This is a genomic window from Planktothrix tepida PCC 9214, from assembly GCF_900009145.1.
GTDB lineage: Bacteria > Cyanobacteriota > Cyanobacteriia > Cyanobacteriales > Microcoleaceae > Planktothrix > Planktothrix tepida.
In genome coordinates, this window is record NZ_LN889801.1 from 236754 (window position 1) to 260785 (window position 24032).

Below are 24032 nucleotides of genomic sequence, written 5' to 3' on the forward strand. Positions count from 1 at the left end.
ATTTAGGTTTTGAATCTTAATTGAAACTAAATTCAAAAGGCGGTAATGTTTCTGTTATATCTTCCCTTAAACTCACCGTCACCACAAATTTTTCTTGACAGGTTCCGACCACACGAGTAAATAAATAAGAACACTGATCTTCGCGATTTGAATCTTGTTCAACTAAAATTCCGGTGGCGTCACTGACTCGTAATTTCACACCCACTGGTAAATCCGTTCCTGTAGTTAAACCTAATATTAATAATAGCGTCCATTCGGGTTCAATTTCCCATTCTAACGGCCAAGTTAAAGCATATAACCGCAGAGAACGTCCTCCTAAACCTAAATCTCGATAAGCACCTTTGGCTTGGGGAGAAATTTCGACCCCATTTTCTTGGAGTTGTTTGACTAAACTGGAAATTTCAGTTCCGTCACGCAAGGCGGTTTCTGGAGAAAAATCTGGAATAAAAACCCAGGATAAAGCTGTTGATATTATGTCTAATTCCTGGTTAAACCATCCCGCTAAATTTAGCGTCGGTTGTGTTAATAAATTGAATAAATCTGTTAAATAAGCAATAGGATTTTTATGGAATTGAGAAATCGGTTGTGCCGATAAAATGGCTTGGTTTTGTACTTCATAAATCCATCGCAGTAATTCAGGATAACTGAAAATAATCTTTCCCTGTTCCCAAGTTAAAATTTGCCACAATTCATGAAAACTACCAGGTTCTGAGGATTGCAGTTGAGAAAGTTTGCTAATTAATTCTTCTCGAATTTGAGATAATAGTATTGCAGGATTCTGAATTTCCGGTAAAGGAATTGCAGAAACTTCTAAACAGCGTACAAATAATAAAAATTGATCGGGTTCTGTGTTAAACCAAGATAAGGGGACAGAATATGTCCAATCTGCTTTGGGTTCTAAATCAATCTGTGTTTTATGGGCTTGAAAATCTGAATAGGAAATAAACCCATAAATTGAAGTTGTTTCTAATTCTTCTTGAACCTCAATTAAAATATAATAATGAGCCCTATATTCCGGTAATTCAAATATAGCCCTAGGTAAAATAATAGTATCCGTCCTAGAATTTCCCAAGGCGACTAAGCAGATTTTAAATTGATTGACGGCTAAGTTACAAACGGCTTCAATAAAATAAGCTAATTCAGGTTTTTCTAAAGAAGGATGATCTAAATTGAAGACAAGTTCTGATGAACGCTGTTCTAACCAATTTTGAAACCCAAAGAAGGCTAGAGAATTGAGATAGGTTTGCCATTGTTTTCGATCATCGAGAATAGAACGACAATAATCTAAGGATTGATTAATTTGTTCAGAAGATAAGGGTAAGGCTTCAGGGTTAAGCGGTTCAAACTCAAACAAAACCTCTGATTCATCTAGGAAAGAAGTAAACATTATTAATAGCTCCGTCGGGAATTTTTAGATAATAAAGAAATCATGGAATGAATCAATTCTGGACTTTTTTCTCTTAAATCTAAATAGTAGCAAACGCCTTTAAAAAAGGGACTATTTAGGGGACGATTTTGAGCAATATAGGAATCAGATTCAGCTTGTTTAAACAAGGTTTCCAATTCTCCATCTAAGGCTAATTCAATTTGTTTTTCCCACTGTTCTAACTCTTGGGAAAGATGCTCAGGTTTGGCATACTCTAAAATGCGATCGCGTAACTGAAATAATAAGTGATGTCTGACATCAGCGCGAAAGGCTTTAAGCTTTAATAAACGAGTTACTTGATACTGAGCTTTTAATCCTAATGTAGCTGCAATTTCGCTCATAGATTGACCCTGACAATGAAACAGATAAAGGGCGGTTAAAAATTGTTCCGCTTTTTCTCCGTCTCGCTTTTGGCAAGTTGTTAACCAGGTTTCTAAAACTTGAGCAATACTGCTATGTAAACACATCAAAAACTGTTTTTCATACCAGTTTAAAAACTCCTGTTTTTTGATTTGTTCCTCATCGTTTTCTAGGGGTTCAGGGCTAGGAATTTGTTCAATGATGGAATCAGAATCATCAACAAAAATTAAGGATTGGTTGGGTAACTTTCCTCCTCGAATATAGGTGCGATATTGGCGTAATAGAGTCGCTAGATTTTGTAATTTCAGGGCGACGGCTTTAGGAGAAATCCTCTGTTGAATTAAGGTTTCTAACCGTTGAGCAATTTGTTGATATTGTTGAGCCGTTGGCGGTTGACAGCGTTTTCTAGCTCCGGCTTGACGTTGTTGTAAACGTTGGCTACGGTAAACGCTATGGTAGCAAGCTAAAAGCTGTAATCGTTGTTCAACTTCCAGGGACGTTAATTGATAAAACTGGGTTAAAATTTTTTCCAGTTGTTGAGGATGGGTATCATTTAAAATTGCCCAATCACTCACGAGATACACCCCATGCTCTAGTAAAAACTTATTGATTTCACTATTAAATTTAACTCGTCGGTTTGTCCAAGTTGCTAAACTACTTTGCTGGGGATCAAAGGTTTGTAAAATTTCCCGTGCAAAGGATTGATAAGAAGTTTTTGTTTGTCCTAAATGGCGCTGACGATTAATTCCTTCTTCATCCAAAACAAAGGGGAATAAGTCTTGGCTTCTAAAACCATGATAGGTTCCAAATTGTTGAGCTAACTGAAGACAAACCTGTTCAATTTCCCAAGAAATAAAGCATAAAAGACAACATTCTGCATTTTGGCTATTGATATTATTCCCTTGAGAATTGCCATCACGAAGCCATTGTACTAATTGCTTCTGAATGGGTACATCGGGAACATCCGCCTCTGCGAGGAATTCTGGAAAAGCCCTCTCAAAAAAGGCTTTGGCTGCTGCTATTTCCGACCGTTTTTGTCGGCCAGAACTTTCGAGTTTAACCAGTGTCCAATACTTTGATGCTTTACTCATGGATTAGGAACAGAGGAAGTCGGTGTCTTGTTGAATTCGGCTTATAAATCCCAAGCCACCAACAACTCCAACGAGTGATTTAGGACAGAGGGGCAAGGTGATCTCACCCCTCAAGTTTACCTATCTCTGAAGTGATTCAACTTATGCAAGCTCAAACAGAATTAGAGCCCCAAAGAATTTGATATTTTAGGCGTTGGGGTGATTTTAGCTTTGGGTTTCCAATCATATTCCATGTATTGAGCCGTTTTTAAAGCTTTGTCATCCCCTAAAAGTTTAGCAATAACATAAAGAGACACATCAATTCCCGCCGAAATTCCGGCCGCTGTGATAATTTTGCCATTATCAACATATCGTTGATTGTCTACAATAGTAGTCTGGGGAGCAAGCGCTCTTAATTGCTCTAAGGCTAGATGATGAGTAGTCGCAACTAACCCATCTAATAAACCAACTTTAGCTAACAGTAAAGCCCCCGTACAGACCGATACAATTAAATCAGCATAATGTCCTTTAGATTGAATCCAAGCTAAAATTTGAAGTTGATTCATCGCAGCCTTTGTGCCAATTCCACCCGGTATAAAAATTACATCAGGGACGGGACTATCTAATAAGGTGAAATCAGGATTAATACTTAAGCCATTATGGGATTGAAGAGAATTTAAGGTTTCTGCCACTAGATAAACATTAAAGGGTTTATCTTCGTTAATTTCTGAGGCAATAGAAAATACCTCATAGGGGCCAGCAAAATCCAGAATTTCAACGTCATTAAACATTAAAATAGCAATATTTTTTTGAGTCATTAGTTCAGTAATCCTAAACAAAAAGGATAAGGGGTTAAAATATGGTAAAAAAGCGTTTTGGGTTTCAGAATCTTATTCTGGCTATTACAATCATTTTAGGGGTTACGCTGGGTTGGAATAGTTTGACCTTAGCACAAGGTTCAGCCACTCAGCTTGAATATCGCATGAGTCGATTAGAAGCACAAGTGTCTCAACTGGCAGGACAGATTAATAGTTTGCGATATCAAAGCTCAGGAACAACAGTAATTCAGGTTGAACCAGATGCAACCAGTCCTCCGCCTCAACCGGAAAATCGTTTCCTTTCGGGTGATCCGATGTTTGATCGGTTAGCCACCTTAGTCATAGAAACAAAACAAGATGTGCAACAACTTCAAAAACAAATCGCGGATTTAAAAGCGCGAATAGACACCCAATAATTAACGGTTAAACGGGTCGAGGAGATGTGACTGTAGCGGAATGTCAAATATCCTGAAATCATAGTGCTGCTCGATGATCTGAGAAGTTAAAATTTATTCTCCTCATCTTAGAAGATTGATCAAGAGCAGCACAATCTTTAAAAGTGGATGATGTTAAAACTATACAATGATGCCGAAATAGTAAGCGGCAACTAAAAAGTTAATCCCTAACAGAAGCAGTGCCCAAAACACACGAAAGGTATAAGGGCCACCGGATTTTTGAGTTTTGCTAGTCATAGGTTTGGTTCCTAAAATACGTTGATTTTATTAAATCACAGAAGCAGACGGTTTCAACGAATCAAAGATCGGGCGTCGAAAAGCAGGAATTAATACTCAAACCTCAGTCCCGATTGTGATCTATTCACTAACTTATTTCGTTTTACATGATCCCCGCTTCTATTAAAAGTTATAACAGGAGTCTGGAGACAGAGGTGAACCATTAATCATCCCCCCATCTCCCTTTCCCCCCATNTTGACCGAGGGTAATGCGATCGCATCCCGCCCCGCGTAAATCTGTTAAAGTTTCAATAATTTCTGCTTCCGTTTCCCCGTGCCCTAACATTAAACCGGATTTTGTAGGAATTCGAGGATCAAGCTGTTTCACAATTCTTAATACATCGAGCGATCGCTCATATTTTGCGCCCCGTCTGACAGGCGCTTGTAACCGTTGGACAGTTTCGACATTATGGTTATAACAGGCAGGTTGAGCTTTAACTACAGTGGCAATGCGTTGATATTGAAGGGCTTGGGGATTCCCCCCACCTTGCCCGCCCCAAAAGTCAGCCGTTAGAACTTCAATCTGAGTCTCTGGGGTGAGATGTCGGATGGCATCCATGGTCGCGACAAACCAGCCTGACCCCGCATCGGCTAAATCATCTCGCGCCACAGAGGTTAAAACCACATACCGTAACCCTAAAATTTGTACCGCTTCCGCTACCTTTTGGGGTTCTTCTGGATCAAGGGACATGGGTGCATGACCCTTATCCACCTGACAAAAAGCGCAGGAACGGGTACAAGTTGGCCCCATTAACAAAAATGTTGCGGTTTTCTGAGCATAACATTCCCCTCGATTTGGACAACGACCTTCTTCACAAATGGTGTGAATTTGACGCTGTTTGATAATTCGTTGTACCGCAGAGAGTTCACTCGCTTTACCCAGGGGACGGCGTAACCAATAAGGGAGCGGTTCAACAAAATTTTGAGACCGATTACGATAAGATTGTTCAGCAGAGGAATGGGGAGATGGGGACATACTTTTACAGATGAGGATAAAACATTTAACTCAAAAGTTTCCCGGCAAGAGTCAGGCTTTAGGCCGAATCTCTTCAGACTACTGGGGTCAAACCAGACCAAAGCCAGGTTATTTTACCCAGAAATGGGCTTGAAAGCCCGGTGCTTCTAGGACGGCTTTTTGAGGATTTATGATAAAATTGAAAAGTCTCAACAACAGCACCCTACCTAACATTTTTGGAGTTAGACTCTATGCTAACAGTATAAAAAAGAAGCGTACATTAAAGACGCTGAGGGTGGGTTGAAAAAAATGGGCAGCGATTCCCAAGGGACAAAAGCCAAAAAACTAAAGAAGTAGCTAAACCTGAAAAGTTAAAGCTTTTCCAATTAAGGCAACTCAAAACGTAACTTGGGTGTAAGATAACGCCCTGGTTCAATATTCGAGTAAGTCTCTGGAGATATAGCCTTGGGAATATCAACTAAGTTAGGCTTGTTCTGATGTTCTGTAGAACAATGAAACGGTTTAAGTAGTGCTCGTGAGAGCCTAGTTGATTGTAAGGTTTGTCTGGGAAAGAGAAACCCTGAACAGCAATATTTTAGAATCTCCGTCTTGAAGTGCGGAGAAAACCTTAAGCATCATTATGGGAGTCAGTCGTGGCAGGCCGGAAAATACTGGTAATTGACGATAGCAAAGTCATTCGGGTGCGAGTTCGAGAAATGTTACCCCCTGGTAACTTTGAGGTATTAGAAGCCAAAGATGGCAAAGAAGGTCTCGAATTTGTTCAGAGAGAACATCCTAATTTGATTATGTTGGATTTCCTCCTGCCTAAGTTAAGTGGCTGGGATGTTTTTAGGCAGATTCAAGCCGATGAAACCTTACGGCGAATTCCGCTTGTGCTGATGTCAGGGCGGAAGGAAGAAGTAACTGAAAAAATTTCAGAACCGTTTCAATATTTTGAGTTTATTGAAAAGCCGTTTGAAAAGAAACAACTGCTTGATGCCATTAAATCCGCGTTTCAGAAAGCGAATTTACCCCGTCAACCGTTACCTAAGTCTGGGCCTGAGACTTCTCCCGTTCCTGACTCTGTTCCTACACCTGCTTCTGCTGCAAGTGGAGACGCAGCAGACATGGCAGCGATGAAGGCGGAAATGGCGAAGATGAAGGCAGAAATAGAGGCTCTGAAAAAACAAGTGTTACAAATCAAAACCTTTATTCAGAAGAAACTGAAATAGGCTGTTGACTGTTGACTGTTGACTGTTGGCTTGTTAATAGACAATAGACAACGGACAACGGACAACGGATAACAGATAACGGATAACGAACATGATATTGGATGCTTCATTTTTAGCAGAGTTAAATGCCTCGATGGATTCGTTATGTGAACGAATGGATCGATTTTCTCAGGTGAAGGTTCTGGTGGTGGGGGATTTAACGTTAGATGAATTTCTCACAGGTCAGGTAGAACGGTTATCGCGGGAAGCTCCGGTGTTAATTTTGCGTCATGAAAATACTCGCCAAATTCCTGGGGGAGGGGCAAATGCTGTTTACAATTTGGCAAAATTAGGAGCATCGGTAAAAGTTGCCGGGTTTGTGGGAAAAGATGATCAAGGCATCGCTTTGTGTCGAATTTTTGAGCAGGCAGGAATTGATATTAGGGGAATTTTAATTGATCCTGACCGTCCAACGGTAACAAAAACTCGCATTTCCGGTCATGCCCGTCAATCCGTTACGCAACAAATTGTTAGGGTAGATCGTAAATCTGATGAGTTACCCGATTTAGAATTACAGTTAAAATTAGCAGAATATATTCGGGAAAATATTGATACCGTTGATGCGGTGGTTTGTTCAGATTATGGGGATGGAGTTTTAACCCAAACGATCATTGAAGCGGCATTAAAAGCTCCTCTCACTATTGTAGATACTCAAAAAGATTTACATCGGTTTGCCGGGGCAACGTTATTTACTCCTAATCTTCCTGAAGCGGAAAAAGCCGTCGGATATTCTATTATAAATTCACAAACGTTACAACAAGCAGGACAAGATTTATTAACGTTAACTCAAGCCCAGGCGATGTTAATTACGCGGGGGGAAGAAGGCATGAGTTTATTTGAAAAAGGGCAACTTTTGCAGATTCCAGCCTTTAATCGCACCGATGTTTTTGATGTGACGGGTGCAGGGGATACGGTTGTTGCTGCATTAACGTTAGGTTTATGTACAGGTTCGTCCTTGTGGGAAGCTTCGGTTTTAGGAAATTTAGCCGCTAGTTTAGTCGTGCGTCAATTTGGTACGGCAACAACAACTATTGAGGAAATGAAAGAAGCTTTGCGATCGCTTTTAAACTTAGAATAAGAGGGAACAGGGAATAGGGGGACAAGGGGACAAGGGGATGAGGGGATGAGGGGATGAGGGGATGAGGGGATGAGGGGATGAGGGGATGAGGGGATGNCCCATCCCCCTGTCCCCCTGTCCCCTACTCCCCACACCCCACTATCCCTTGTCCCCCAGTGGCGCAGACTTGTTCTGCCATTCCCAGGGCGACGGCATCAAATACAGGTGCGGCCCATTGTCGTCCCGCTTCAATAGACCCGGCTCGTTGAATAATTTCTGCGGCTTGAGCGACTTCAATAATGGCAATTTTAGGATTATATTCGGCGGCTCGTTCAATCATGGGATGCCATGCTAAGGAATGACCCTCACGGTTATTTTGACCTCCCCGCACTCTTGGCCCAATATTGACTAAACGTTGTTGTTGATAAAAGGGTGCTAAACGGTTTTGAATGCGATATTCCCACCACAAATCACGGGGATGAAGTCCCGTTACTAACATTTGCGCTCCTGGATGAGGGTTAGCTGCATTAGGAATATTAGCATCGGCACTTAAAACCACCGTTTGTACAGAAGAATTTCCCTTATGAACTCCCGCAATAAAATGTTCTAAAGCTTGAAATCCATCAATCGTTTCTCCATACATAGAAATGGTCGGAGTTAATACATAAAACTCTAACGCTTCTAAGCGTCGTTTCATTTCTTCAACGGTGATAGAATTCCACACTCGACCGACAGAAACACCATTCACACTTGCCCCAGATTGTAGTCCATTCCGGGTATATTGCATCGGTAAAATAGCAATGGGTTTATTGGTATTAATCCGAATCGGAGCAACATCGGCATGAGTCCAATTTTCCCCCGTATAATTGTAGCGAACTCGATAAATCCCTTGTCCGGCTTCATATTGATATGACCGACCATCTTCTAAAATAGCAACGGTTTCTGTGGGGTTGGAATTTCGACATTGAACAATAGAAGTTGGGGAGTTTGTTGGACAGGAGTTTAGAGTTTGGGCTGTAACCGGGTAGGAAAAACCTAATATTAGGGAGGTTAGACTGAGTGCAATCTGGGTTTTCATGGAGAATTGACACGTTAATTGAGAAAGCTGTTAAAGCTTCAACAAAGAACTGTAGCATAAATCAGGAAAACTGAACAAACCCCAAAATTTTTTTTGGCAAAGTGTCAAACCTCAACAACTTGTTTAATGAAAGTTTTGAAGCTTAAAGTCAGTAAATAAGCGAAACCTGCGACTAAAATAATGGTTGCACCCGATGTTAAGTTAAAAAAGTAAGAAATTCCTAAACCGAGGGTGGTGAAAATCATTCCTAAACTACTGGATAATACCATCATTTGTTTTAAATCCTTCACAAATTGTCCTGAAATCGCAGCCGGAATAGTTAACAGGGCAATCACCAAAATTAAACCGACCACTTTCATCACCATGACAACGGTTAAGGCAATGGCAACAATTAACATTAAATACAGTTGATCAACGGGTACATTTCGAGTTTCGGCAAAAACAGGGTCAAAGGAAATGGCAACTAACTCTTTATAAAAGAGGATGACCATAACTCCAATTAGAATATCTAATCCCAGCATTAGAATTAAATCGGATTGAGGAACAGTAAGAATACTGCCAAATAAATAACTCATCAAATCAACTTTATAACCGGGCGTTAAATCAATTAAAATAATGCCAATTGCCATTCCAATCGCCCACATCACCCCAATAATGGTATCGGCTCTTTGTTGAGTTTTTCGATAGACTAACCCCATTCCTAATGCAGAAAAAACAGAAAATGCGATCGCTCCAAAAACAGGATTAAATTGAAAAAAATAACCCATGCCAATACCCCCGTATGCTGCGTGAGCAATTCCGCCACTGATAAATACAATTCGATTGACAACAATAAATGTTCCCATCATGCCACAAGCGATACTCACTAAGAGTCCGGCTATTAAGGCATTTCGCATAAATTCAAATTGAAATAATTTAATTAATTCTGTTATCATTTTTTGTTCTTGATCAGAATTCAATCGTTTTATTCTATAATTTTTTAGGGTGTTTTTTATTTTCTATTTCTAATTTTCTATTTTTTATCTCCTCTTTTAATCACTAATTTACCATAATCAGTCCTGAATCCAAGGGGGTCTACAGATACCTGAAAAGCAGGATTTTTCAAAAAAGAGGGTGTTATATGAAGCCAGATTAGCCTTGTGTAAAGATTAGGTAAAAGTGCTTGCATCAGGCAATTAGATGAAATAATCTAAACACTAAGGATTTGCATTAATTGACACCCTAATGTTGCTGCTATGTTCAGATTACCAGACTCTAACCTTAACTCCCGTTTAGCCTTTTTCCCGGTCGGATCTGCTGAAACAACATCCTCAGAGATTGCTTTTTTTGCTGCCGATGTTCCCAATTTACCTATCCTCCTCAATGGTTTAATGCCGGGGGTTGAAGCGATTATTCTTGAGGCAAATGGCACAGAATTGCAACAAATCGCTGATATCCTGAAAACAAAGCAATATCGCGCAGTCCATATTTTTTCTCACGGTAAAGCGGGAGAAATGGGATTAGGGAAAACAACCCTCACCCAAGATAACATCTATAATGATGCCTCAATTATTCGAGAATGGAAACAAGGTCTAACTCCCCGGTCTGAGATTTTATTGTATGGATCTAATATTGCCAAGTCTTCTAATGTTTTGATTACGATACTATCGGAACTTACAGAAGCTAATATTACCGTCTCAAACAATTTTAATACAAATTCGTCTTTAGAGGGAGATTTGGGCTTAAAAGTCCATACTGAAAGCATCAAACCCCCCCTGGCAATCCAACTGTTTGCGTTTCAATCCCCCCTTTTACCATTATCAATTGCCTAAAAAAACAGGCTACTGATAAAATTGTGGCTAAATTTATTAAAATAAAGCCCCAATAGAACGCCCCATATTTTCCAGTTTCATCGCTTCTATTGCTGCGGTTGGTTCATAACCACAGTGAACCATACAATCTGCACATTTGGGATTTCCACTCGATTTTCCGTATTTTGTCCAGTCGGTTTTTTCCAATAATTCTTGATAACTGGAATAATACCCTTCATTTAATAAATAACAGGGTTTTTGCCATCCTAAAACACTGTAACTTGGGCTTCCCCAAGGGGTACAATCATAATCTTCTTCTCCGATCAGAAAATCGAGGAATAAGGGATTATGATTAAAATTCCATTTCTTTTTCCCTAATTTATAGGGAGATAAAATTTCACGAAATAAGGCTTTGGTTTGTTCTCGTTTGAGGAAATGGTCTTGATCCGGTGCCCATTCATAACTATAACCGGGAGAAATCATCATTCCATCCACACCCAAAGTTTCCAGAAAATCAAAGAATTTCTGCATTTCCTGGGGGTTAGTTCCTTCAAATACCGTTGTATTGGTTGTGACTCTAAATCCTTTTGATTTTGCGGTTTTAATCGCTTGAACTGCAATATCAAACACGCCTTCTCGGTCTACACATTGATCATGATGTTCTTTTAATCCATCTAAATGCACACTAAAGGTTAAATAGGGAGAGGGTTTAAATTTATCTAAACTTTTTTCCAATAAAATTCCATTGGTACACAAATAAATAAATTTTTTGCGGGCGACTAACCCAGCTACAATTTCATCAATTTGCGGATGTAATAAAGGTTCACCCCCAGGGATAGAGACCACAGGAGCACCACATTCTTCAACGGCTTTAAAACAATCTTCCGGCGTTAAATTTTGCTTGAGAATTTCTTTCGGATGTTGAATCTTTCCGCACCCAGAACAAGCTAAATTACACCGAAATAACGGTTCTAACATTAACACCAGGGGAAATTTTTTCCGCCCCATTAACCGTTGCATGAATAAATATTTACCAACGGCGATCGCTTGTTCAATTTGAATAGCCATTTTTCTCCTCTCACCTGAAACTTATTGTGATAACATAAACCAATTAACGGCATCTTTCAAGGCAGTTTTAATCGAAGATTGAGGTAAACCCAATTCTTGAACCGCTTTTGAGGCATTATAATACATCGATTGTCGGGACATTCTCACGCCATCTAAGGGGATAGAAGGGGTTTTCCCTAGCCGTGATAAAATCATTTCATCGACCCAGGCAACGCTTAAGGGAAGCCAAATCGGGATAGTTTTTTGAGGGGCGGGTAAACCTGTAATTTCTGATAATAAGTCTAAAAATTCTTTTAAGGTTAAATTTTGATGACCTAAAATATAACGTTCTCCCGTTTTTCCTTTTTCTAAAGCGAGAAAATGACCTTGGGCGACATCTCGGACATCAATAAAATTTAATCCGGTATTCACATAGGCGGGCATTTTTCGGTTCAGGAAGCGTAATATTAACTCCCCTGTGGGTGTAGGTTTAATATCCCAAGGCCCAATAGGGGTACTGGGATTAACAATCACAATATCTTGACCTAATTTTACCGCATGATGGGCTTCTTGTTCTGCCCAATATTTAGATTTTTTATAATATCCGACTAAATTCTCAACGGGACTTTGATAGGTTTCATCCACCACAACGCCGGGTTTTACCCCAATAGCAGCAACGGAACTGGTATAAATCGTGCGTTCAATTCCCACTTGTCTGGCGGCGGCTAAAATATTACGAGTTCCGAAAATATTATAGCGTTCTAATAAGGATTTATCCTTCTGCCATAAAGAATAATGGGCAGCACAATGGAATAAAACTTGACAGCCTTTTAAAGATTGAGATAAATTAGAATTTGTTAAATTTCCTTCAACAATTTCAACATCTAAATTCTTTAAGTTTTCTAAATTACTATTAGGACGAACTAACGCTCGAACCGCATAGTTATTGTTTAATAATAGTCGAACTAAATTCGCTCCAATAAATCCCGTCCCACCGGTTACAAAAGCTTTGATCATGAGGGTTGCTTTGAGAAAAAAAGAAGGAGGCGTGAACGCCTCACAACGATTTTAACGACGTCTTCTAGCCCCAGAGGAAGAACGACTGCGGGAACCACTGCCAAAACTAGGTTTGCGTTGTTGGGTTGAGCCTTTATTGGGGGACTGACGTAAATCTGTTGCGCCAACACCCGAACCCGTTGAACGGCTGGAATTGGGGGAAGTCCGACGATTTACGGAGGAATTCGGACTGGAGTTGCGGATATTTCCGGTGGTGCGTAAGGTTGTACGATTTTTCACCGCCGCTGGGGGACTATTATAACGAGTCCGATAGTCGTTCACCGCTTGGTTATAGCTAGAACCATACCCTCCATATCCGATTAAAGGGCCTCCCGATACATACACCGGAGGGACATAATAACGGGGGGCAAATAATGTATTAGCGATGGCACTTCCAGCAAAAGAGGCGGCAAAAGGTGTCCAGAAACTCGATTCTTGGCGGACAACAATGGTTTGGGGTTGACCTGTGGCGGGGTCAGGCTGGGTTTCAGTGACGTTATGAACGTATTCAATCCGAAAATCGGGCGTTAAATAAAAAACGGGTTGACCGTTATTAATATCTAAGTTGCTTTTTTCTCCGGCTTTGATTTGTTCATCCGTTAACTGTGCCATCTGTAAATTGGAGGTTTGATAGGTGGCAGATTTACCCGCAGGAGTATTCAATAACATCAGGGTATAGGTTCCATCCACATCATTATATTGAGCTTGTTGAACGGGATATTTACCCTCTTTAACTTGATTGGTTGGAGCCGATACAACCGGAGTTGATTGTTGAACCCTAGATGAAGTTGTTGAAGACCCACAGGCAACTGTTGTCCAACAAAAGGTGAGTGAAATGAACAGAATTAAAAGCTTTTTCCACATAAACCAATTAACTTTTGTGAACATTGACTTGCTCCAACATTAAACCAAAAATCGGTTGAGTTAGATAAACTTGTTGAAAGCAGGAAAACCGATGCTATTCCTTAAAGCGGAATCAGTTCCGGGAAATTCTGCAATAATTGATCATTGGTTAACTCATCTCCTAAACGAGCCGGAGAAAAATGAATTTGAATTCCTCTGAGTCTGCCTTGATAGTGAAGATTAATTAATGCTTTTAACCCTCGATTCATCGCCTCCATACTCGCTAAATCTGTTTCTAAATCGGGAACTTCTCCTTCACTAACTATTGTAATCATTACCACTAAATTGTGGGTGATGGGTAAGGACAGAGGTTGATTTTCATACATCGGTTGAGATAAGTCAGGTTCGCTCAAATACCGTTGGCCAGAGTCGGTGAACAGTTCGTTAAAGTAATCTGCGGCTTCTCCTTCGTTCCAAACTACATCCCCTTCATTCGATCCTGACTGCCAATAGGTATCATACTGAAGTAGACTTTGGCAAACTTGGACTAATGCTTCTCCGGCCACCTCCAAGTCTCCCTCGGCTTCAATGACGTTTCTGGCGGCTTGGTTGAGTACCCCTAATAGTGGCGCCACCTCATCACCGCCTAAATGCAGAAACAAACGACTGACCACAAACCGGGTTTTTCCTATCATGCGATTAAAGCGATCGCCTAAAGGAGCCATAATTGGATCACTCCCAAATCATTATTACTATTTAATTAGCATATCGTTTTAGGCTATCCTGTTGTCAGCCATCCGTTCTTGATTTTAGGGTGGTAATGTTCTCTGATATTAATTCTTATGAACTCAACGCCTTCTGCAACGGTTTCTCCTCCAGAAAAGCTCAGTTTATCTACAAAATTAGCCTTTGGTGCGGGAGATTTAGGCCCTGCAATTACGGCAAATATTTCTGTATTTTTTGTTTTGGTTTTTCTGACTAATGTTGCGGGTTTACCTGCGGGATTAGCTGGAAGTGTGTTAATGGTAGGAAAAATTTGGGATGCTATTAATGATCCCATTGTAGGGGTTTTAAGCGATCGCACGGTTCATCCTTGGGGAAGACGTTATCCTTGGATGGTTTTTGGTGCAATTCCCTTTGGAATTTTATTTTTTTTACAGTGGATCGTTCCTAGTAATAATAACTCGGTTTTGTTTTGGTATTATGTGATTATTGGGATTTTATTTAATACGGCTTATACTGCTGTTAATTTACCTTATACCGCTTTAACCCCTGAATTAACCAAGGACTATAACGAACGAACCAGTTTAAATAGTTTTCGCTTCGCGTTTTCGATTGGGGGTAGTATTTTTTCTTTAATTTTAGCACAAATTATTTTTGGCTTTTTTCCCAATGCCCCTTATCAACGCTATTTAATTTTAGGAGCGGTTTGTGGTTTTTTATCTGTTCTCCCACTTTTTTGGTGTTTTTTAGGAACCCGTAAACAAGTTTTCTCTCGACAAGTTGGAGAAACGATTGAGGATAATTCCGAAAGTCTTCCTATTGCTGAACAAATTAAAGTTGCTCTCAGTAATCGACCTTTTTTATTAGTGATTGGAATTTATCTCTGTTCCTGGTTAGGCGTTCAATTGACGGCTTCTATTTTGCCTTATTTTGTCGTCAATTGGATGAAACTTCCTGAAACCACTTTTCCCCAGGTTGCCATTGCTGTTCAAGGAACGGCTTTAGTAATGTTATTTGTTTGGAATTTAGTGAGTCAACGCTATGGAAAAAAAGCCGTTTATTTTATGGGGATGGGATTATGGATTGTTACTCAAGCAGGTTTATTTTTCCTGCAACCGGGACAAACTACGTTAATGTATATTCTAGCAATTTTAGCCGGATGTGGTGTGGCAACAGCCTATTTAGTTCCTTGGTCAATGATTCCTGATGTGATTGATTTAGATGAATTAAATACCGGACAAAGACGAGAAGGGGTTTTTTATTCGTTTATGGTGTTATTGCAAAAAATTGGATTAGCCATTGGGTTATTTTTAGTCGGACAAGCCTTAGATTTTGCCGGATTTATTTCCAGTATTCCGGGTCAAATTCCCCCCATTCAACCAGACTCTGCTCTGTTAGCCATTCGCTTTGCTATTGGCCCGTTACCGACAATTATCTTAATTATTGGGATGATTTTTACTTTTTTATATCCGATTACAAAAGAAGTTCACGCCGATATTTTACTCCAACTCAGCGAAAGAAAACGCAACGAAACTCTGGATTAAAATTGCGTAGGAATATGTACTTAAAATCTCTATCTCATCCCTGAGATTGAAAGGAGATTTTTGTTTTCCATTTATTGGATAATGTGGTAATATAGTAAACAAATAATATTAATACCGCCATTGAGTTCCCACAATGACAAATTCCACTTTAAAATCCATGCAACCGACTTCAAGCTGCGACTATTTACAATTATCTCCCGCCGCCTTAGCGTTGATGGCAGACTTTTTTAAAGTGTTATCGGAAGTCAGTCGTTTACAAATTGTTTGTTGTTTAAAATCCGGGGCTAAAAATGTGACCCAAATTATTGAAGCAACGGGATTAGGACAGGCGAATGTTTCTAAACATTTAAAAGTTTTAGCTCAAGCTGGAATTGTTACCCGGACTCAACAAGGCGTGAGCGTTTATTATGAAATTACCAATCCCTTTTTATTTGAAGTGTGCGATTTAGTCTGTGAATCTTTAGTGGCTCAAATGCATCAGCAAAATCAACAGTTAGAACAACTACGGGCTTTGAAAACTGCTGTTTAGTTGTTCTTTTATCCCTCATGGTACTTGATATTATTATGAATGTCGATGAATTTCTCCGAAGATATGCAGCGGCGGAACGTAATTTTCCTGAGATTGACTTATCTTCTGTTGATTTACAAGAAGCCAATTTAGTGAACTTAAACCTCACCAGAGCTAACTTAAGTTATTCGGATTTACGAGAAGCGAGATTAGGAAAAGCTAACCTGTCTAAAGCCAATCTTGTCCAGGCTAACTTAAGTGAAACTATTCTCTGGGGGGCTGATTTAACTGAAGCCAATTTATATCAAGCTCAGTTACGAGAAGCCGATTTAACTGGGGCGAAACTTTTTAAGGCATCCTTAAAACAAGCCCAACTCATGAAAGCGTGTTTATCGGGATGTGATTTAAGAAATGTCAATCTTTTCCAAGCAATTCTTTTTGAAGCTAATTTTCGCCCCAATCATAATCAACAAACGGATTTAAGTTATGCGATTTTAGCGGAAGCCGATTTAAGTTATGCCAATTTTAGTGGGGCGATTTTACATCAAGCTAACTTGGAAAAAGCCAAGCTCTGTCACTCTATTTTTGGGGTTTCGGGTTTAGGGCTTTTAAGCTCTGAACAAAGTTATCATACCAACCTCAGCGAAGTCAATTTAAAAGGGGCTGATTTAAGTTATGCGGATTTAAGTGGGGCTAATCTATGCAATGCTGATTTGCGAGGTGCTGATTTAACTCGCACCATTTTAACGGATGCTAATCTCAATGGGGTGATTATGCCAGATGGTAGTATTCATGATTAAGGATTCTGTAGAAACGGGGCTTTGAACAAGATAAAATTGATGAAAAAACCCAGTTTCTCTCGGAATTAATATTTAGTTTAGGAGTGTAGTTCCATAGGATTATCCTTAATCTTCTACACCCCAAACCTGCTCTAAATCCCAGGTTTTGAGAATCGCAACTTAATGCACTTCTCCCCGTAATGCTTCAGCATCAATGGGTTTGGTAATATAAATTCTGAATAAATTCCATAACGTTGAACAGTTAGAGGGTAATTTTAATAAGAATTTAACCCATTTCGGTTTGTTGCTGGCATCAATTTTTTGGTTGTTGGCATTGTTCTCGGAACATTTTTCGAGGCGGCGGAAAAAGTCGGGATGTTCTGTATCTAAAACCTCTGGAAATGCTCTTAACGAAGTTTCATTGGTTTTGCGAACAACATGACGATTATATTCCTTTGCATCTAATCCCAAGGTATCATAAAAGTCTGCCCGTTCATCAACCGTTAAGGTATGGGTAGCAAAGACCGTTAACAGGAAAAATCTAGCCCATAATCTTCCTTGCCAACTTTGCCACATTTGCGGTTGAGAACGCAATAAAACCTTAAAGAAATCTCCATGTCGGTTTTCATCCTGACACCAACTTTCAAAATAACGGAATAAGGGATAATATTGATGTTCGGGATGGGCTTCTAAATGGCGGAACACTGTAATATAACGCCAATATCCAATTTTTTCCGATAAATAAACCGCGTAAATAATCCACTCCGGTTTAAAGAAGGTATAAGTCCGGTGTTTGGTTAAATACCCTAAATCCAAAGATAAATTAAAATCCGACATGGCTTTATTAATAAATCCCGCATGACGCGCTTCATCTCTAGCCAATAAAGTAAAGGCTTCAGATAACAAGGGATTTCGAGTTTTGAGTTGACGAGATAACTCTTTAAATAATAAAAATCCAGAAAATTCCGAAGTACAAGACCGTTCTAAAAAGTCCACAAATGCCAAGCGTGTTCTCTCATCAATTTGTTCCCAACTTTGTTCAAATTCTTCATCCCGAACAAAATGATGACGGTTATAGTCCGACCGTAACTCCTCTAAAACTGCTGAAAATTCCTCCTCATAGGCCGATAAGTCTAGGTTCGCCATCGCGTCAAAGTCTGTGGTGTAGAAGCGAGGCGTCAGCAATGTCTCTTGAACCGGATTTTTAATACCGGGGCGCAGTTCTTGAGTTCCGGGGTTTTGGACAGTATTCACCATCGCTGCGAGTCCTTAAATATTACTGATTAGTTATTAAACTATATGACTCCGGTTTTGTCTAGTACCCGTTGTCATTTTTTTTGCCTGTAAAGAATTGTAAAGAATATATAACCAATCAGTGATATAGTGATATGCTCATTCGAGTGGTGAAGACAAAACCTTGTTTTCCTCTGTTGGGAATGGGTTAAGTCTTCAGAGAAGTTTCATCTTAAATTCATTGATAAAACCATGACAAACTTAGCTGAAAAACTCAAACTCGGAACCCAACAATCTCATAGCAATGCGGAACATACCGGATTTATGAAAAACTTTTTATCAGGGGGTGTCAGTCGAGATTCTTTTTGCCAACTGTTAAGTAATTTATACTTTGTTTATAGTCAATTAGAATCGGAATTGCAATGCCATCAAACCCATCCGATTATTAGCAAAATTTATTGTCCAGAACTGAATCGCAAAGCCAATTTAGAAAAAGACTTAACCTTTTATTATGGAGAACATTGGCCGGATAATATCACCCCTTCTCCAGCCGCACAAGCTTATGTTTCCCGACTGCGTGAACTTTCTGCCACCGAACCCGTTTTATTAATTGCTCATGCTTATACTCGCTACATGGGTGATTTATCTGGGGGGCAAAGCTTAAAGAAAATTGCCCAATCCATCTTTCATTTAGAAGAACATCAAGGTATTTGTTTCTATGAATTTGATGAAATTCCTGATGTGAATGAATTTAAAAATCAATATCGTCAAAAATTAAATGAATTAATCCTGAGTGAAGACCTGCAAGATGAAATTGTTGCAGAAGCCAATAATGCCTTTACCCTCAATATTGCCATGTTGAAAGATTTAGGAGAAACCCAAACTCCAGTCACCGTTTAATTCAATTTTTCTATTATCTGCAATTACAACTGATTTAGGAGATTCTATCAATGGTTTTTTCGGTAGCGAATGTGGCGTTTGATTTTGATTTAATTCAAAAATATGATAATGCGGTTCCTCGTTATACCAGCTATCCCCCAGCAACGGAATTAAAAGATGGATTTACTTCCTTAGATTGGGAATTTGCCATTACTGAATCCAATCAACGTCAATCGCCCTTATCGCTCTATTTTCATATTCCCTTCTGCCAAAGTGCCTGTTATTTCTGCGGCTGTAATGTGATTGTTTCTAATAATAAAGATGCAGCTAGAAGCTATATCGATTATTTATCCAGAGAAATTGATTTTACCTCCCAGTTTATTGATACTCGTCGCCCGGTCACACAACTACACTGGGGCGGAGGTACACCCAATTACTTATCCTTAGAACAGGTTGATTCCTTATGGGCAACCATTAATAAACAGTTCACTTTTGCAGATAAAGCCGAAATCTCCATTGAAATTAATCCTCGATATGTGGATAGAAATTATATCTTTTTCTTGAAAGAAATGGGGTTTAATCGGATTAGTTTTGGGATTCAAGATTTTAATCCTGAAGTTCAAGAAGCCGTCAATCGAGTTCAACCCGAAGCTCTGCTCTTTAATGTTATGGACTGGATTAAAGAAGCCGGGTTTGAAAGTGTGAATGTAGACTTAATTTATGGTTTACCTTATCAAACAGTACATACCTTCAAAGAAACGATTCAAAAAACCCTTGCTCTCGATCCAGATCGCATTGCAATTTTTAACTTTGCTTATGTTCCCTGGATGAAACCTGTACAGAAAAATATTCCCCAAGCGGCCTTACCCCAACCCCATGAAAAGTTAGAAATTTGGCAAATGTCTATCCAAGAATTAACCGATAAAGGCTATGTTTTTATTGGCATGGATCACTTTGCTAAACCCAATGATGAATTAGCGATCGCTCAACAAAATTCAGCCTTAAAACGGAATTTCCAAGGCTATACAACTCAACCAGAAGCCGAACTCTATGGATTTGGGTTAACTTCCATTAGTATGTTAGAAGATACCTATGCTCAAAACCATAAGCGATTAAAAGAGTATTATCAAGCCATTGATCAAGGAATTTTACCCGTTAGCAAAGGGTTTAAATTAAGCCGAGATGACGTTCTGAGACGAGATGTAATTATGCAAATTATGTCTAATTTCTACTTAGATAAATCTCAAATCGAATCTAAATATCACCTCGATTTTGATACCTACTTTGCCGAAGAATTAATCGAGATGCGCCCCTTAATTGCGGATGGGTTAGTTCAATCCAATTATGATTCAATTGTGGTGACAAACTTAGGCAGACTCTTGGTCAGAAATATTGCCTTTTTATTTGATACCCATACTCCCGCCCAACAGCAACAAAGATTATCCAGGGCGATTTAATTGCCAGATTGTCCAGAATCCGGTAAGGTGGGTTATGCCCACCTTTATTTTTAGGTTGTCATTGGATCTATGACTTATTTTTGGTTTAAATCCTTTCATATCATCGGAATGGTTGTCTGGTTTGCGGGTTTATTTTACCTGGTGAGATTATTTGTTTATCATGCTGAAGCGGAAGAAAAACCGGAGCCCGCCCGCAGCATTTTAAAAGAACAATATGAATTGATGGAAAAACGCCTTTATGGAATTATTACAACCCCTGGAATGGTGGTGACGGTGGTAATGGCGATCGCACTTTTAATTACAGAGCCCAGTCTTTTAAAAGATATGTGGTTGCATCTAAAGTTAGGATTAGTTGCCGTTTTAGTCGCCTATCATTTTTATTGTGGTCGAATCATGCGACAATTAGCCACTCATAAAATTATGTTCACCAGTCAACAATTCCGCAGTTTAAATGAAGTTCCAACTGTACTTTTATTAGTGATTGTGTTGTTAGCTGTCTTCAAAAATAGTTTACCCCTGAACACCGCAGTCGCTGTCACTGGCAGTTTTATTTTAGGGATGATTATTTTCTTTCAACTCTATGCTATACATCGACAAAAAAACAGTCAGCAAGCTATGAGTCAGTAAGGGAATATTAACAGACTATTGAACAGGGAACAGGGAACAGGGAACAGGGAACAGTAATGGGTAGCGTTATAACAGGAAATTCAATTTTAACCTCATCAAAAAAAAGCTGGGCTTTACCCAGCTAAAATCTGTTAAATCTGTTTAAGTTTAATGTCTCTAAATGCCTAATCCAAACTCCTTAGCTTCCGTCAATATCGGGTTAATATCATACCAAAAATGTTGAGCATGATTATATTCAAAAACCCATAAACTTCTGATTAGGGTTTGATATTCAATTTGACCACTCAACTTTTTAGTCGCTGCTACTTGGCGTAACATTTGCCATTCTTCAGCTTCAATGGCTAAGGTTAATTGATGACGACGTTGTAGAATTACCTCTTCTAAGGATTCTCTTGTTAAAGGGGGATCTTCTTTTTGTAAACAGCTATATAACAAAATTAATAAACTCCGAACATGACCGCCACTAATGGTACAAAGACGATCTAAGGTTTCAGGACTATCAAAAATTGTATCAATTAAAGCTGGATAATCTTTCGCAGCCAGACCTGGAAATGCTCTTGCCATTACCATTTGTCTTAACAATTCAATTCCCTCTTGACAAGGTGCGCCATCTTCAAATTTTACCGTCACCATCGGTAAGGTTTTTGGGTCATTCCCAAAACGATTCATCAGTTGTCCTAAATCATTAGAAAAAATCAAACCTAAAGGAATGGTATAAACTACATGACAATTGAGTTTATTGAGTTGTTCACCGCGATCAATAAATAAATATTCGGGTTGAAATCTTCCCGTACTATTGGGGCTATAACTAATCCGATCTAAATTATCAATAATCACCACTAAACCTTGTTTTCCCATCTGTTTTAATTGTTGGATGGAAGGTTCCAATAATTCTTTATTGATAGCCTCTAAAATATTATTGGTTCGGGGTTCTAAATATTGACGTAATAAAGACCGTAAATCTCGACTATCTTTCGTCTTAGCCGTAATATTTCCAATCCCTGTAGAGAGGGAAAATTCTCCTTCTGTGTTAGCAGCCAATGTTCCCAGACCGGGGACGTTAATATCTGCTTTTAAGTCAATTTCTGTATTTAAAACATTAATGACTCCACTTAATAAACTTTTAAATCCTTTCGGTTGTAATTTAATTTTCAAGCTTTCAATACTTTCACTCACTTGACGAGCGATCGCTAATAAAATATCGGTAATATCCACATCCCCCATATCTAAATCTTTACTCGATTCAAAATAAACGACATGGAATCCTTCTTTTTGGAGTTGAGCTTTCAACCTCAATAATTCCGTTGATTTCCCTGAACCTACTGGCCCGGTAAACAGTTGGCAGGTGGGGCGATCAGGGGATAACCGCGTAATTGTTCGTGCAATTTGTTCCATGCACTTACCGCCTCGTGCTGGAGAAAAATCAATATAATATTTTTGATCTTCTGGACGTTCAACATCGAGGGTTTCAGCCGGATTAGAAGCTTTAAAAAAGCGAGATAAATCAAGTTCCATTGTTTTCCCTGAGTGATACAGTTAACAGACAATTTTAAATTCCCGATCATCCTTCTTCAAGGAGGGGACTTTTCTCTTTCTTTCGGAAGATATCCTCCCAATTCCGTACTAAGATTCACTTGAGTTAGTGGGCTAACCACCAGCCAAAACTCAAGCCCAGACCGGAGGTAATCGCTAAAATTAAAAAGGTGTAAAATCCATTGTAGGACGCAAGTAATTTTTCTCCGGCAACCATTTGCGCCACCGTCCCTGCAACCACAGCGATCGCACCCCAAGCCGCAATAATCACCTCTGGCTGCATTCGTTGGATCACCCGCATCATCGCTTGTTTCCCGGCGCCGATCCAAGCTCCGATCCATCCTCCTAAGACTAATCCCAATAAACTTCCGGTTCCCAGTTTCGCCCTAGACCGAAAAATCGCATCTAAAATAATTCCTAACATTAATCCCATTATGGAGCCAAAACCCCCACCCACCAAAGAACTTAACCAGTCTCCCTTTTTCGTTCCGGCGATTAACCCAGCAATTGCCGCAATTCCCATGATTGTCAAGAGCCCAATTACCCCTTTAGCAGGGCTTTCTGAGCCTGCCATCGCCCCTAATCCCAAGCCCACGCCTCCCCAGACTAGGGCGGTAATCATCCCCCCAGCTTCGTTTCCTAACACCCATCCGGCGATCGCTCCGGCAAAGATTAAGGCCATTAACCAAGGTTGACCGGACTCAGAATCTTCACTCGCCGCGATCGTAACCATGAGCCAACCCACGCTGAGAAAGACCCAAACCCAGGAAGGAATCTTCAATGTGGTTAAAATCCAGGCAATGATGGCATAGCTGAGAAAGACCCCGGTTAACCAACCCATTGGTAGAGGTGGGGAAGTTGGGGGCACTTCGACAGGCTTAGTGACCACAGGGGGAGTTGGGGGTACTTCGACAGGCTCAGTAACCACAGGGGGAGTTGGGAGGGTAGGGTAGGGGCTACTTAAATCTGTTTTTAAGGTTTCGTAGGCGTGGCTAATTTCTTTAAATTTGGCTTCCGCTTCCGCTTGTAAGATAGAATTCTGGGGATAGCGATCGGGATGCCAAATCAACGCCTGATGGCGATAGGCTTGTCTGACCTCCTCTAAGGACGCCCCCGGTTCTAGGTTTAAAATTTTGTAGTATTTTTCGATCTCCACGTTTGAAATCTGTTGATCTTCTTTTATTTTCACCTACAGAGGCAGAAGGCAGATCGTTAGAATAAAGATTGTATTGCGCTTGGATTAAAAA

Annotated in this window: 23 protein-coding genes and 1 pseudogene; 10 read left to right on the forward strand and 14 right to left on the reverse strand. The window is 39.8% G+C overall.

Annotation, left to right across the window (positions count from 1 at the left end; genetic code table 11):
• Window positions 1–16: 16 nt before the first annotated feature.
• The 3 genes from PL9214_RS13870 to PL9214_RS13880 form a co-directional block, all read right to left on the reverse strand.
• On the reverse strand, window positions 17–1387 hold the full coding sequence (locus PL9214_RS13870) for a DUF1822 family protein (RefSeq protein WP_072719386.1): 1371 nt from the start codon (window positions 1385–1387) through the stop codon (window positions 17–19).
• Between the two features lie 2 nt (window positions 1388–1389).
• Window positions 1390–2877 (reverse strand): hypothetical protein, encoded by a 1488-nt coding sequence (locus tag PL9214_RS13875; protein WP_072719387.1) that lies wholly within the window; start codon window positions 2875–2877, stop codon window positions 1390–1392.
• A 161-nt stretch (window positions 2878–3038) separates the two neighbouring features.
• Complete coding sequence (locus PL9214_RS13880) at window positions 3039–3674, reverse strand: DJ-1/PfpI family protein (RefSeq protein WP_072719388.1); 636 nt, start codon at window positions 3672–3674, stop codon at window positions 3039–3041.
• Window positions 3675–3715: 41 nt separating this feature from the next.
• On the opposite strand from PL9214_RS13880, the gene PL9214_RS13885 reads away from it, so the two are divergent.
• Window positions 3716–4090 carry a hypothetical protein gene (locus PL9214_RS13885; protein ID WP_072719389.1) on the forward strand — a complete coding sequence of 125 codons (375 nt, stop codon included), beginning with the start codon at window positions 3716–3718 and terminating at the stop codon, window positions 4088–4090.
• Between the two features lie 159 nt (window positions 4091–4249).
• On the opposite strand, the gene psaX is transcribed toward PL9214_RS13885, so the two are convergent.
• The gene (gene psaX, locus PL9214_RS13890) at window positions 4250–4366 is read right to left on the reverse strand and encodes a photosystem I protein PsaX (protein WP_072719390.1); all 117 of its coding nucleotides are present in this window, start codon (window positions 4364–4366) and stop codon (window positions 4250–4252) included.
• 235 nt (window positions 4367–4601) lie between these two features.
• Window positions 4602–5381, reverse strand: a pseudogene (locus PL9214_RS13895) (lipoyl synthase); the annotation flags it as partial.
• Between the two features lie 632 nt (window positions 5382–6013).
• Between PL9214_RS13895 and PL9214_RS13900 the strand changes: the two are divergent.
• Together PL9214_RS13900 and PL9214_RS13905 are read left to right on the forward strand one after the other, a co-directional pair.
• Window positions 6014–6592 carry a response regulator gene (locus tag PL9214_RS13900; RefSeq protein ID WP_072719391.1) on the forward strand — a complete coding sequence of 193 codons (579 nt, stop codon included), beginning with the start codon at window positions 6014–6016 and terminating at the stop codon, window positions 6590–6592.
• A 91-nt stretch (window positions 6593–6683) separates the two neighbouring features.
• Window positions 6684–7709: a bifunctional heptose 7-phosphate kinase/heptose 1-phosphate adenyltransferase gene (locus tag PL9214_RS13905; protein ID WP_072719392.1), complete on the forward strand. Its 1026-nt coding sequence runs from the start codon at window positions 6684–6686 to the stop codon at window positions 7707–7709.
• 121 nt (window positions 7710–7830) lie between these two features.
• On the opposite strand, the gene PL9214_RS13910 is transcribed toward PL9214_RS13905, so the two are convergent.
• Together PL9214_RS13910 and PL9214_RS13915 are read right to left on the reverse strand one after the other, a co-directional pair.
• Entirely contained in the window at window positions 7831–8766 is a 936-nt protein-coding gene (locus PL9214_RS13910) for a hypothetical protein (RefSeq protein ID WP_072719393.1), read from the reverse strand.
• Between the two features lie 104 nt (window positions 8767–8870).
• The gene (locus PL9214_RS13915; protein WP_072719473.1) at window positions 8871–9701 is read right to left on the reverse strand and encodes a metal ABC transporter permease; all 831 of its coding nucleotides are present in this window, start codon (window positions 9699–9701) and stop codon (window positions 8871–8873) included.
• Window positions 9702–10001: 300 nt separating this feature from the next.
• Between PL9214_RS13915 and PL9214_RS13920 the strand changes: the two genes are divergently transcribed.
• Window positions 10002–10577 (forward strand): DUF4347 domain-containing protein, encoded by a 576-nt coding sequence (locus PL9214_RS13920; RefSeq protein ID WP_072719394.1) that lies wholly within the window; start codon window positions 10002–10004, stop codon window positions 10575–10577.
• 36 nt (window positions 10578–10613) lie between these two features.
• Here PL9214_RS13920 and hpnH read toward each other — a convergent pair whose 3' ends face one another.
• The 4 genes from hpnH to PL9214_RS13940 all read right to left on the reverse strand — a co-directional run bounded on the left by hpnH (window position 10614) and on the right by PL9214_RS13940 (window position 14227).
• Window positions 10614–11624, reverse strand: coding sequence for an adenosyl-hopene transferase HpnH (gene hpnH, locus PL9214_RS13925; RefSeq protein ID WP_072719395.1), 1011 nt, complete (start codon window positions 11622–11624; stop codon window positions 10614–10616).
• Between the two features lie 21 nt (window positions 11625–11645).
• Window positions 11646–12620, reverse strand: a complete 975-nt coding sequence (gene hpnA, locus PL9214_RS13930; protein WP_186440362.1) for a hopanoid-associated sugar epimerase — start codon at window positions 12618–12620, stop codon at window positions 11646–11648.
• A 51-nt stretch (window positions 12621–12671) separates the two neighbouring features.
• On the reverse strand, window positions 12672–13547 hold the full coding sequence (locus tag PL9214_RS13935; RefSeq protein WP_245824246.1) for a hypothetical protein: 876 nt from the start codon (window positions 13545–13547) through the stop codon (window positions 12672–12674).
• 77 nt (window positions 13548–13624) lie between these two features.
• Window positions 13625–14227, reverse strand: a complete 603-nt coding sequence (locus PL9214_RS13940) for a DUF1517 domain-containing protein (RefSeq protein ID WP_072719396.1) — start codon at window positions 14225–14227, stop codon at window positions 13625–13627.
• Between the two features lie 117 nt (window positions 14228–14344).
• Here PL9214_RS13940 and PL9214_RS13945 point away from each other — a divergent pair, with 117 nt between their 5' ends.
• The 3 genes from PL9214_RS13945 to hetL all read left to right on the forward strand — a co-directional run bounded on the left by PL9214_RS13945 (window position 14345) and on the right by hetL (window position 17077).
• Window positions 14345–15769, forward strand: coding sequence for an MFS transporter (locus PL9214_RS13945; RefSeq protein WP_072719397.1), 1425 nt, complete (start codon window positions 14345–14347; stop codon window positions 15767–15769).
• A gap of 133 nt (window positions 15770–15902) precedes the next feature.
• Window positions 15903–16298: an ArsR/SmtB family transcription factor gene (locus tag PL9214_RS13950; RefSeq protein ID WP_186440363.1), complete on the forward strand. Its 396-nt coding sequence runs from the start codon at window positions 15903–15905 to the stop codon at window positions 16296–16298.
• Between the two features lie 17 nt (window positions 16299–16315).
• A complete protein-coding gene (hetL, locus tag PL9214_RS13955; RefSeq protein WP_245824247.1) occupies window positions 16316–17077 on the forward strand; it encodes a heterocyst differentiation pentapeptide repeat protein HetL in 762 nt (253 codons plus the stop codon).
• Window positions 17078–17236: 159 nt separating this feature from the next.
• Here the strand turns inward: hetL and acsF are convergent, their stop codons facing one another.
• On the reverse strand, window positions 17237–18313 hold the full coding sequence (gene acsF, locus PL9214_RS13960; RefSeq protein ID WP_072719399.1) for a magnesium-protoporphyrin IX monomethyl ester (oxidative) cyclase: 1077 nt from the start codon (window positions 18311–18313) through the stop codon (window positions 17237–17239).
• Between the two features lie 228 nt (window positions 18314–18541).
• Here acsF and PL9214_RS13965 point away from each other — a divergent pair, with 228 nt between their 5' ends.
• From PL9214_RS13965 to hemJ, 3 genes are all read left to right on the forward strand, one after another.
• Window positions 18542–19189: a biliverdin-producing heme oxygenase gene (locus PL9214_RS13965; RefSeq protein WP_072719400.1), complete on the forward strand. Its 648-nt coding sequence runs from the start codon at window positions 18542–18544 to the stop codon at window positions 19187–19189.
• Window positions 19190–19239: 50 nt separating this feature from the next.
• On the forward strand, window positions 19240–20625 hold the full coding sequence (gene hemN, locus PL9214_RS13970; RefSeq protein WP_072719401.1) for an oxygen-independent coproporphyrinogen III oxidase: 1386 nt from the start codon (window positions 19240–19242) through the stop codon (window positions 20623–20625).
• Between the two features lie 69 nt (window positions 20626–20694).
• Entirely contained in the window at window positions 20695–21252 is a 558-nt protein-coding gene (gene hemJ / locus PL9214_RS13975; RefSeq protein WP_072719402.1) for a protoporphyrinogen oxidase HemJ, read from the forward strand.
• 156 nt (window positions 21253–21408) lie between these two features.
• Here the strand turns inward: hemJ and PL9214_RS13980 are convergent, their stop codons facing one another.
• Together PL9214_RS13980 and PL9214_RS13985 are read right to left on the reverse strand one after the other, a co-directional pair.
• Window positions 21409–22767: a P-loop NTPase fold protein gene (locus PL9214_RS13980; RefSeq protein WP_072719403.1), complete on the reverse strand. Its 1359-nt coding sequence runs from the start codon at window positions 22765–22767 to the stop codon at window positions 21409–21411.
• Between the two features lie 124 nt (window positions 22768–22891).
• The gene (locus PL9214_RS13985) at window positions 22892–23941 is read right to left on the reverse strand and encodes a J domain-containing protein (protein ID WP_072719404.1); all 1050 of its coding nucleotides are present in this window, start codon (window positions 23939–23941) and stop codon (window positions 22892–22894) included.
• Between the last annotated feature and the right edge of the window lie 91 nt (window positions 23942–24032).